Below are 11,132 nucleotides of genomic sequence, written 5' to 3' on the forward strand. Positions count from 1 at the left end.
TCGTCCCCCTCCCATGGCCTGAACACGGGCTCTGTTGCCGGTAACCCTTGTTACGCAAGGGCCGGCGCGGGACCCGTGTCTTTCTGGCCTCCCCCCATCGCTGCCCGACATGCGGCCGGACCCTGATCCGGCAACCGCGACGGCTGCCATCATGACAGGAATGAGGTCCTAGGATGTCCACCGACATCGAGAAATCGTTCGTGAAGCAGTACGAACGCGAAGTGCATGAGGCCTATCAGCGCTTAGGCTCGAAGCTGCGCGCCACCGTGCGCTCCAAGAACAATGTGAAGGGCGCCAGCACCGTCTTTCAGAAGGTTGGCAAGGGTGTGGCCAGCACCAAGTCGCGCCATGGCAATGTCCCGGTGATGAACCTGGACCATGGCACCGTCGAATGCAGCCTGGCCGATTATTACGCCGGCGATTGGGTCGACAAGCTGGATGAGCTGAAGACCAACATTGATGAACGCAGCGTCATTGCCAATGCCGGCGCCTATGCGCTGGGCCGCAAGACGGATGAGCTGATCATCGGTCGCCTGGATACCGGTGCCCGCTATGCCGGCGGCGATACCGACGGCCTGACCAAGGACAAGGTCCTGGCAGCCTTCGAAATGCTGGGCGGTGCCGATGTGCCCGATGATGGCCAGCGTTACGCCGTGGTCGGCTGGAAACAGTGGAGCCAGCTGCTGGGCATCGAGGAGTTCGCCAATTCCGACTATGTCGGCGATGGCGAGCTGCCCTGGCGCGGGACCCAGGCCAAGCGCTGGCTGGGCACGCTGTGGATGCCGCATTCGGGCCTGACGCTGGGGTCCGGCAATGTCCGCCTCTGCCACTGGTATCACAAGACCGCACTGGGCCATGCCAGCGGGGCCGATGTGACCAGCGACATCACCTGGCACGGCGACCGTGCCGCCCATTTCGTCAACAACATGATGTCGCAGGGGGCCGCCCTGATCGACGCTACCGGCGTCGTCACCCTGCGCTGCAAGGAGTAATCGCCATGGCCTTTCAGCCCCGCGACCTGTCGGTCCTTGCCTATGCCAATGGCTTCACGCTTTGGCATTACGCCACGCCCGATGCCCACACGGCAGTGCGCGTCGCCGGTTATTTCAACCCGGCCAGCCACATGATGCGCCTGGGCGACATGGTCCTGGCCAATACCGGCCTGGGCACCACGCCTGTCACCGGCATCCTGCTGGTCAATGCCAATAGCGGCGGCGTGGTCGACACCGCCGACCTGACGATTGTGGGGGCGGCGGATACGGATTGATCCGTCGGCCCGCTCGCTTCCTGCCTTTTCTCTTTTCCCCCACGTCATGGCAACCGACATTTCGGATGCTTGGCAACCTTCTTGCCCCCTCTCTACCGTCATCCCCGCGAAAGCGGGGACCCAGCGTGAGGCGCGGTCAGCGCCGATATGAGTCATATCGCGGCTATCGCCGCTCGACGCTGGGTTCCCGCTTTCGCGGGAATGACGAAGAGGGGGCGGGGCAGGAGCTTTTGTACGCCGATCATTGGAAATGCCTGGATGGATTGACATAGGGGGAGGCAACCGGAGTCCCCCATGGCCTATTCCGCTGTCGGGCTGTGTGCCCGTGCATTGTTGAAGATCGGGGCGAACCCGGTCACGTCGTTTCAGGACGGCACCGCCGAAGCGGAACTGGCCGCCGCCCTGTATGCGCCCACCCGTGACGCCCTGCTGGCTTCCCATGGCTGGAGCTTTGCCACAAGGCAGGTGCCGCTGGTCCGCCGGGCCGATCCGCCGCCCGCCGATTTTGTCCATGCTTTCGCCCTGCCAGATGATTTCCTGCGGGCCTTGTCCCTGGGATGCGGCGGGCGGGGGCGGGGTCTTTCCTACCGTATCCAGGGCAAGGACCTGCTGGCCGATGCCGATGCAGTGACCTTGACCTATGTGGCCCGTGTCGCAGAGGGCGGGTTTCCCGCCTTCTTCGATGCGGCCCTGATCGCCCGGCTGGCGGCGGAATTCTGTGTGCCGCTGACCGAGAATACCGCGCGGGCCGAGGTCTTACAGAAGCAGGCCGAGGCCGAGTTCCGTCGCGCCCGCCTGACCGATGCCTCGCAGGACAGCCAGGACGGGTTCAGCGATTTCACCCTGATTGAGGCCCGCCTGTCATGACCCGTCTTAAAAGTGTGAAGACCAGCTTCACCGGCGGCTGCGTCAGCCCCGACCTGCTGGGAAGGGGCGATCTTGCCGCCTTTGAAAACGGGGCGCTGACCCTGACCAACGTTTTGATCGAACCGACGGGCGGCATCACGCGCCGGCCCGGCACGGGCTTCATCGCGATCGTGCCGGGGCCGGGCCGTCTGATCCCCTTTACCTTCAGCAGTGAGCAGACGCACCTGCTGGTCCTGACCGACCGTCAGGTGTCGGTGTTTGGCGATGATGCCCTGCAGGCCACATTGCCCGCCCCCTGGACCCTGGCGCAGCTGGCCAACCTGACCTGGGCACAGAGCGGGGATGTGCTGCTGGTCTGTCATCCTGATGTGGAGCCGCGCCGCATCAGCCGGCGCGGCCCCGGCCAATGGACGGTGGAGCCCTGGGTGTTTGCCGACGAGGAGGGGCGGCCCCACATCCCCTTCTTCCGCTTTGCCGATGCCGCCATCACCCTGACCCCGTCGGGTCTGACGGGCCGGGTGCGGCTGCGTGCCTCGGCCCCCGTCTTCATGCCGGCGCATGAGGGGGCGCCCTGGCGCATCCACCGCAAGCCGGGGCGAATCGCGGCGGTGCGGTCAGCGATTGAGGCGGAGATCGACCTGGCCGACAGCCTGCCCCACACCAACCCCACCGCCGATTGGGACGAGGCTGCGTTCAGCCCGCAGCGCGGCTGGCCGCTGTCTGTTGCGTTCCATCAGGACCGGCTGGTCATTGGCGGGTCGCGCGACCTGCCCAACCGCCTCTGGCTGTCGAAATCGGGCGATCTGTTCAATTTCGACCTGGGCGAGGGGGAGGATGACAGCGCCATTGAATTCGCCATCCTATCGGATGAGGTGAACCCCATCCGCGCCGTCTATTCCGGGCGGCATTTGCAGGTCTTCACCACGGGCGGGGAATGGGCCGTGACGGGCGTACCCCTGACCCCGTCCGCCATCCGCCTGGACCGGCAGACCCGCATCGGCAGCCCGTCCGACCGCGCCATCCCGCCGCAGGAGATCGAGGGCGGGACCCTGTTCGCGGCGGGCGACGGGTCGATCCGCGATTTCCTGTGGACCGATCTGGAACAATCCTATTCCGCCGCCGACCTGACCCTGACTACGCGGCCCATCCTGCCCGGCACGGTCGATATGGAATATGACCGCCGCCGCCGGCTGCTGCTGGCGGTGCAATCGGACGGGACCCTGGCCGTCCTGACCCTCTACCGCAATGAACAGATCCGGGCCTGGGTGCGGCTGGTCACGGGCGGCCGCATCCTGTCCACGGCCCTGGTGGGCCGCCATCTCTACTGGCTGGTGGACCGCGATGGCCGCGTGGCGGTGGAGGTCTGGGACGACGCAATGCATGTCGATGCCGGCCTTTCCGGATCGGTGGACAGCGCCACCGCCCGCTGGGCCGGGCTGGACCATCTGGATGGCCGGGATGTGGCGGTGCTGGCCGATGGCGCCGTCATGGCCGTGGCCCCTGTTGCGGCGGGCCATATCCGCCTGCCCCGCCCAGCCACACAGGTGCAGGCGGGGCTGGCCTTCACCCATGAGATTGAACCCATGCCGCCCAATCTGCTGGCGGCGGAAGGACAGGGACGGCGTGCGCGCCTGCTGGCGGTGACCTTCCGATTGAAGGATACGCCCGCGCTGCGCGCCGACCTGGGGCGGGGGCCGGTGGAGGTGCCGTTACGGCGCGCCGCCGGCCCCGCGCTGGCCATGGAACCGGCCCCCGGCTTTACCGGCGACCGGCGCCTGACGGCCACCGGCTGGCAGACCAGCCGCGCCGGTCCCCCCTGGCGCATCGTGGAGGAAAGGCCGCTGCCCTTCACCCTCCTGTCCGTAACCCATGAGCTGAAGGTGAATGAATAATGGGCGGCATCACCACCCCGGCCCTGATGGTTCTGGGCCATTCCGGCGTCGGCAACAGCCTGATCAGTTCGGCGGACAGGCTGGTCGGCACCACCAACACGGCCAAGGACCTGCTGGGCATCACCAAATCCAAGCGCCGAAAAAGCGAACGCCGCGTGCTGGAAGCGGAGGAGGCTGCCGACAATGCCGATCTGGCCGCCCGGCAGGCGGCGGACCTGGACGATCTGCAACAGCGCAACGCCCGCACCGCCGAACGTATCCAGGCCGAAAGCGAGATCAGCGACCGCCGCCGTCGCCGCGACCTGCGCCAGGAAACGGGCAGCCTGCGCGCCGCCCTGGGGGCGCAGGGCATCAGCAGCGCCGATGGCTCTGGCGAGGCCCTGATCCTGGGCCGCGACCGTGCCGCCGCCGAGGCACGCGACGATGCCGCCCGCCTGGAAACCCTGAAACGGGCCGACCTGGCGGATGAGGAAACGGCGTTGAGGCGCCGCAACCTCCTGGACCTGACGCGCCAGCAGGAACGCCAGCGCCTGGAACGTCTGGCGCGGGGTTTGTGACCAGCCGGACGGATGTCGCATGCGGGCATTCGCCCTTATGCGACCTACGAAACCCACGACCCGTCGTAGGTCGCATAAGCGTAGCGCATGCGACGCCCCAATGCCCTTCCCCTTATTCCGCCAAGAGGCCCCCATGCCCACCGCCCCGATCCCGGCGGCCAGCCCTGTCGCGCAATTTGTCGCCGACGGGGTGGCCAGCCGCTTTGCCTTCACTTTCCCGATCTACGCCCCCTCTGACCTGTCGCTCCATCTCGATGCCGCCCCCTGGACCAGCGGTTACACGCTGGAAGGGCTGGGGGATCCGGCGGGTGGGGCGGTGCAGATGGATGCGGCCCCGCCCGCAGGATCCCTGGTCACCATTGAGCGCCGGGTCGTGCTGGACCGGCAGGCGGATTTCCTGGAAAGCGGGCCGCTGGCGGCCCGTAGCCTGAATGAACAGCTGAACCGCCTGACCGCCATGGTGCAGCAGCTGGCCGCCGATCAGGCCCGCATGCTGCGTGCGGCCCCCACCGACCTGCCGGCCTCTTCCCTGTTGCCCGACCGTTCCGTGCGGGCAGGGGCGGCGCTGGGTTTTGATGCGTCGGGCAATCCCATGGCGCTGCCACTGGAAAGCCTGCCCACCGCCGGCACCATTGCCGCCCACGGGGCTGGGGCCATCACCCGTGCCGTGGCGGACAAGCTGCGCGATGTCGTGACGGTGCGGGATTTCGGGGCTGTCGGCGATGGGGTCAGTGATGATACCGGCGCCATCCTGGCCGCCCTGGCCGCCCATCGTTCGGTCTTCCTGCCCGCCGGCACCTACCGCACCAGCGCGCCCATCGTGCTGGGCTACGGACAAACCCTGTATGGGGAGGGGGAGGGCAGTGTCATCCAGGCCCGCGCCGCCGCCTACGACCCCGTCAACCTGCCCACATATCCCAGCAGCTTCAATGCCGTGGAGATGGTGGACGGCTATGCCAGCCTGCGCGACCTGCGCATTGTCGGTGGGGCCACGGGGGTGAAGCTTTATGGCCGCGACGGGCCATGCGTGAAGAATGTCGTGGAGAATCTGTCCATCTGGGACAGCATCAACGGCATCGTCCTTGATGGCTATCACGACACCAACCGGCCCTGTTACTGGAACCATGTGGCCCGCATCCTGATCGCGCGGCCCCAGGCGCACGGCGTGTTGTTGACGGTCGAAGGCGACGGCGACACGCCCAATGCCAACAAGTTTCAGGATGTGCGCGTCTATTCCCTGGCCGCCCCCATCAGCGGCTGCGGTTTCTTCATTTCCGCCGGGCGGTTCAATAACAGCTTCACCGATTGCGAGGCCAATCTGCATCCGGGCGGACAGGCCTGTCTGCGGCTGGGCGCGGCCACGGATCAGAACCTGATCGTCAATTTCTATGCTGAAAGCCTGGGCGCCCTGCCCGGCATCCGCATCGACAATGGCAGCCAGAACACCAGCATCGTCAACCTGTTCAGCGCCACCGGCGGGCAGCCGATCTGGGATACCTCCTCGTCCCGCGCCTATACCGCCATCAATGCCGGCTATCCCTTGCGCAACCTGCTGAAGGAGACGCATGTCACCGACCTGCGGGTGGAGGGGTTCAGCGTCGATACGAATTATGTCGAGCCGTCCGGCGGCGGGCTGGTCGATGCCGACCTGACCTCCACCACGCATCTGGTGTCGGCCTTTGGCGGGGCCGTGGAATTCCGCCTGCCCAAGGCCGACACGGCCAATGGACGCATCCTGACCATCAAGAAGACGGACAGTTCCGCCAACCCGGTCACCGTCACCGAACTGGGTGGGCCGGGGCCGGACGGGCGGCCTGTCCTGCTGTGCAGCCGTTACGACCATGTCAGCGTCGTGTCCAACGGGGCGGGATGGTGGGTGACGGCGCGTACCGGACAGCCGGGCAATGCCGAATTCCGCGATACTGCCGGCCTGTTCGAACCCGACCTGATGAAGGACCTGTACCTGATCAGTGGCGGCGATGGCCCGGTGGAGGTGCGCCTGCCCAACCCATCGGCCACGCAGGCCGTGGGACGGCGCATCACCATCAAGAAATCCGACACATCCGACGGCATGGTCAGCGTCACGGCGGCCACCGGTACCGGCCCCGATGGCCGCATCTGGAAACTGGCGCGGCAGTTCGAACAGGTGACGGTGTTTTCCAACGGTGCCGCCTGGTGGGTGACATCGGCCAGCCGCATGCCGGCCACGGTGCATTTCCATGAGGCGGCGGGCCTGTTCCAGCCCGACCTGGGCGCCGAACATTACCTTGTCTCCGCCTTCGCCGGGGTGGTGGAGCTGCGCTTGCCGGCCCCGGCGGCTGCCAATAGCGGCACGCGCCTGACCGTGAAGAAGACCGATCCTTCCACCAACATCGTGAACGTGACCAGCGGCGATGGCAGCGGCGGCCCCGATGGCGGACCCAAGACCCTGACGGCGCAGTTCGACGGCATGACCCTGCTGTCCAACGGTGCCGCCTGGCACATTCTCGGGCGAACGTGATGGGCACCGCCGGGGAGGAGGAGAAGGAAGACTTCATCGGCTTTCTGGATCGCTGGAACCTTGAACAGGGCATGACCACCCCGGCCCTGCATGCCGATATGGCGGGCTGGCTGGAAAGCCGCTGGCAGGCGGGGTCGAAGGAACTGCTGCTGCTGGCCTTTCGCGACAGCGGCAAATCCACCCTGATCGGGCTGTTCTGCGCCTGGCTTTTGTACCTGGATGCCAATCGCCGCGTCATGGTGCTGGCCGCCGATACGCATCTGGCCAAGAAGATGGTGCGCACGGTCAAGCGCATCGTGGAACGCCACCCGCTGTGCCACGGCATGAAGCCCGCGAAACCTGAGCTGTGGGGTGCCGAAGAATTCGCCATCTCCCGCGACAAGGTGGGGCGCGACCCCTCCATGGTGGCCAAGGGCATCACCGCCAATGTCACGGGTAGCCATGCCGACATCGTGGTCTGCGACGATGTGGAGGTGCCCAACACCTGCGGTACCGCGGAAAAGCGACTGGAGTTGCGGCAACGGTTGGGGGAGATCGCCTATGTCCTGTCACCGGGCGGCACCCAGCTCTATATCGGCACGCCGCATTCCTTTCAGTCGATCTATAGCCGCCGCGCTTGCGTGGAGGAGGGGGAGGAGGTGCCCTTTCTGGACGGGTTCGACCGGCTGGAGAAACCGATCTTCACCGGGGACGGCAAAAGCGCCTGGCCCGAGCGGTTCCCGCCAGAGGCGATTGAGCGCATCCGCCGGCGCAGCAGTGTCAATAAATTCGCCAGCCAGATGCTGCTGAAGCCGGTCTCGCTGGAGGATGGGCGGTTGGATGCCGACCGGCTGATCCCCTATGACTGGGACCTGATACAGCCGCAAACAGCCAATCCCGGCTTCCGTCTGGGTCCCCACCGGCTGCGGTCCTTGCGTGTCTGGTGGGACCCGGCCCTGGGTTTGCGCGACAAGAAGCGGCGCAAGGCGGGGGACGGCTCCGTCGCCGTCCTGCTGGGGGAGGATGGGGAGGGCAGGTTCTTCATCCACCGCGCCCTGTACCTGTCCGTGCCGTCGGGGTCGGAGGAAGAGGCAGGCGCTGCGCAATGCCGCGAACTGGCGGCCATGGTGGCCGAAACGGGCGTCGGCCTGATCCATCTGGAGGTCAATGGCGTCGGTGCCTTCCTGCCCGAGGCCCTGCGCCGGACCCTGCGTGAACAGGGGCTGGGCAAGGTCACGGTGCGGGAGGAGCGGTCGGTGCGGGCCAAGCTTGACCGCATCCTGGGCAGCATCGACGGCCCGCTGCACGCCAACCTGCTTTACGCCCATGACAGCGTCATCGCCGGTCCCCTGGGCCGGGAGATGCGGGAATGGCGGCCGCGCGGGCGGTCCCATGATGACGGTCTGGATGCCCTGGCCGGCGCCATTGCCGCCTGTGCCCGCCAACGCCCCGACCATACCCGCCAGACCGGACCGATTCAGGCCCAGACCGATTTCGATCTGTAGATCCAGAACAGGAGAGGATGATGACAAGACCGTCACTGACCCCGGTTTCCGGGCGCACACCCGCCGGTCCCGATGCCGCGCTGGATGCGCTGGCCCGTGCCATCTGGGCCCATGGCCGTGATCGGGGTATCCGCGCCATGGAGGCGCTGGCCGCCACGGCGATCAACCGCCGCTACCGGTCGCCGGGCCGGACATTGGCCGACCTTGTGCGTGATCCGGCCCTGTTCGCGGCTTGGGGGGCCGATGATCCGCGCCATGCAGAGATGCAGGCCGTGGACAGCAATGATCCGGCCTTTGCCGCCGCCCTGCGCGTGGCGCGCCGGGCTATGGCCGGGGCCGATGGCCTTATCGGTGGGGCCGATCATTTCGTGGATGATGCCCAGCCGCTGCCCGACTGGGCATCATCCCTGACGCCGACGGCAAGTCTGGCGGGGTTCAGCTTTTACCGCGTCTGAAAAAAGAAATGCCGTCCCTTCACGGAGAAGAAGGGACGGCATCAGTTTTCCTCTGGGAACAAAAAAGAGATACGAAGAAGCAGAAAGCAGAAGTAAAAGCCGTTAGTCAGCGGCGCGCAGCATGGCCGTATAGACAGCCATCACCGTCTCGATACTGATATTCCCGGCACGGGCACCGGCCGTCAGCATCTCCTGCGTCGGCTTCACGGGTACGGCGGTCAGGCCGCGAATTCCCATCTGTTCCACTTCATTCAAAGCGAAACGCATCCGCTCACTGAGCATGCTTTCATTGACGTCCTGGAACATGCGGGCCGCGTCCTTCATGGCGGTTACTCCTGACCCTGGTGGGGTGGGCCGCTGGTCGCAACATCGGCCCGCCCTGTGGATGTTCAAATACTGGCGCAGCTTTCGGCCCGGCACCACTGTTCAGACGTATAGTTTGGGGTATTCATCCAATACATAACCTTTCGCGCGGTCTTTCGCGCCGATGGCATTCCTGGCACGGGCCATGGCCGTGCTGGCAGTCGCCCCGCTTTCAGATTAGGGTGGCGTCCATCCTTTTGTCTTTTGAACGAAAACCATGGCATCCCCCATCTTCCATATGTGCCGCGCCGATGAATGGCAGACGGCCGAGGCCCTTGGCCCTTATGACGGATCGTCCCAGGACAAGGCCGATGGCTTCATCCATTTCTCCACAGGCGCGCAATTGCCGGAAAGTGCGGCCAGGCACCGGACGGGGCAGACGGGCCTGCTGCTCCTGACCGTCGATCCCGATGCCTGCGGTGAGGGGTTGAAGTGGGAGGCCTCGCGCGGGGGGCAGCTTTTCCCCCATCTCTATGGCCCGCTGCTCCCCAGTGCCGTCATCCGCGTCGATCCGCTGCCGCTGGGTGATGATGGTTTGCACGTCATGCCGGCGCATGTGGCCGGCGGGGGGCTGTGATGGTCGATCTCTATCCCCTGGCCCGCCCGTTCCTGATGGCGATGGATGCCGAACAGGCCCATAACCTGACCATCGCGGCCCTGAAAACGGGCCTGGTCCCCGGCGGGGCGCGGCGTGACCCGGACGTGCTGGCCACCCGCGTCTTCGGCCTGGATTTTTCCAATCCCATCGGTCTTGCCGCCGGCTTCGACAAGAATGCCGAGGTGCCGGACGCCATGCTCAAGCTGGGCTTTGGCTTTGTCGAATGCGGCACCGTCACCCCGCGCCCGCAGGATGGCAATCCCAAGCCGCGCCTGTTCCGCGTGCCCACCGCCCAGGCCGTGATCAACCGCTTCGGTTTCAATAACCAGGGCCTGGACGCCTATGCCGCCCGGCTGGAGGCGCGCGCCGGACGGCCCGGTATCGTCGGCGCCAATGTCGGCAAGAACAAGGATACGGTAGACGCGGCCAGTGACTATACCGCCTGCATCCGCCGCGTGGCGCATCTGGCCAAATATCTGGTCGTCAATGTCTCCTCCCCCAACACGCCGGGCCTGCGCACCCTGCAATCGCGCGATGCGCTGGCCAATCTCCTGGGCCAATGTCTGGCGGCACGCGCCGAGACGGGGGGCACGCCGCCCCTGCTGCTGAAAGTGGCTCCCGACCTGACGGACGAGGATAAGGCCGACATCGCCGCCGTCGTTCTGGATAGCGGTATCGACGGCCTGATCGTCTCCAACACCACGCTGGCCCGCCCCGCCGCCATTCCGCCGACCCTGGCGGCAGAAGCCGGTGGCCTGTCGGGCCGGCCCCTGCTGGAACCGTCCACCAAGGTTCTGGGCGAATTCTATCAGCTGCTGGGCGGCAAACTGCCGCTGGTGGGCGTGGGCGGGGTGTCATCTGGCACCGATGCCTATGCCAAGATCCGCGCGGGCGCCAGTCTGGTACAGTTCTACTCCGCCATGGCCTATCAGGGGCCGGCTCTGGTGAGCCGGATCAAGGCGGAGCTGACGCAACGGCTGACCGATGACGGCTATGCCCATGTTGCCGATGCGGTCGGGGCGGCGTATCGCAAGGGGTGATTAAAGTCAGGCGCCTGAGGGAACGGTTTAGATCGGGTTTACGTTGACTGGCCCCCCCCTATCGTCATCCCGGCGAAAGCCGGGACCCAGCGTAGAGCGGCGTCTGCCG

General features: G+C 66.2%; 11 protein-coding genes. 10 read left to right on the top strand and 1 reads right to left on the bottom strand.

Translation table 11 applies throughout. From position 1 onward, the window contains the following. Positions 1-173: 173 nt before the first annotated feature. The 8 genes from ACODSP_RS09855 (at position 174) to ACODSP_RS09890 (ending at position 9,022) form a co-directional block, all read left to right on the top strand. Complete coding sequence (locus ACODSP_RS09855; RefSeq protein ID WP_488965428.1) at positions 174-992, top strand: phage capsid protein; 819 nt, start codon at positions 174-176, stop codon at positions 990-992. A 5-nt stretch (positions 993-997) separates the two neighbouring features. Then, on the top strand, positions 998-1,267 hold the full coding sequence (locus ACODSP_RS09860) for a hypothetical protein (protein ID WP_488965429.1): 270 nt from the start codon (positions 998-1,000) through the stop codon (positions 1,265-1,267). A 294-nt stretch (positions 1,268-1,561) separates the two neighbouring features. Further along, positions 1,562-2,134, top strand: coding sequence for a phage connector family protein (locus ACODSP_RS09865; RefSeq protein ID WP_488965430.1), 573 nt, complete (start codon positions 1,562-1,564; stop codon positions 2,132-2,134). Then, positions 2,131-4,026, top strand: a complete 1,896-nt coding sequence (locus ACODSP_RS09870; protein WP_488965431.1) for a phage tail protein — start codon at positions 2,131-2,133, stop codon at positions 4,024-4,026. Before ACODSP_RS09865 ends, ACODSP_RS09870 begins: the two co-directional genes overlap by 4 nt. Continuing rightward, the gene (locus tag ACODSP_RS09875; RefSeq protein WP_488965432.1) at positions 4,026-4,583 is read left to right on the top strand and encodes a hypothetical protein; all 558 of its coding nucleotides are present in this window, start codon (positions 4,026-4,028) and stop codon (positions 4,581-4,583) included. The genes ACODSP_RS09870 and ACODSP_RS09875 overlap by 1 nt, the downstream gene beginning before the upstream one ends. Before the next feature lie 133 nt (positions 4,584-4,716). After that, the gene (locus ACODSP_RS09880; RefSeq protein WP_488965433.1) at positions 4,717-7,083 is read left to right on the top strand and encodes a glycosyl hydrolase family 28-related protein; all 2,367 of its coding nucleotides are present in this window, start codon (positions 4,717-4,719) and stop codon (positions 7,081-7,083) included. Then, positions 7,083-8,567: a phage terminase large subunit gene (gene terL, locus ACODSP_RS09885; RefSeq protein WP_488965434.1), complete on the top strand. Its 1,485-nt coding sequence runs from the start codon at positions 7,083-7,085 to the stop codon at positions 8,565-8,567. The genes ACODSP_RS09880 and terL overlap by 1 nt, the downstream gene beginning before the upstream one ends. A 17-nt stretch (positions 8,568-8,584) precedes the next feature. Beyond that, positions 8,585-9,022, top strand: coding sequence for a cell wall hydrolase (locus ACODSP_RS09890; protein ID WP_488965435.1), 438 nt, complete (start codon positions 8,585-8,587; stop codon positions 9,020-9,022). A gap of 102 nt (positions 9,023-9,124) precedes the next feature. Here ACODSP_RS09890 and ACODSP_RS09895 read toward each other — a convergent pair whose 3' ends face one another. Next, positions 9,125-9,346, bottom strand: a complete 222-nt coding sequence (locus ACODSP_RS09895) for a hypothetical protein (RefSeq protein WP_156344644.1) — start codon at positions 9,344-9,346, stop codon at positions 9,125-9,127. A 256-nt stretch (positions 9,347-9,602) separates the two neighbouring features. Between ACODSP_RS09895 and ACODSP_RS09900 the strand changes: the two genes are divergently transcribed. Together ACODSP_RS09900 and ACODSP_RS09905 are read left to right on the top strand one after the other, a co-directional pair. Beyond that, on the top strand, positions 9,603-9,962 hold the full coding sequence (locus tag ACODSP_RS09900) for a DUF952 domain-containing protein (protein ID WP_488965436.1): 360 nt from the start codon (positions 9,603-9,605) through the stop codon (positions 9,960-9,962). After that, positions 9,962-11,023 carry a quinone-dependent dihydroorotate dehydrogenase gene (locus ACODSP_RS09905; protein WP_488965437.1) on the top strand — a complete coding sequence of 354 codons (1,062 nt, stop codon included), beginning with the start codon at positions 9,962-9,964 and terminating at the stop codon, positions 11,021-11,023. Before ACODSP_RS09900 ends, ACODSP_RS09905 begins: the two co-directional genes overlap by 1 nt. Positions 11,024-11,132 lie beyond the last annotated feature (109 nt).

The organism is Niveispirillum sp. FG156 (assembly GCF_057809555.1).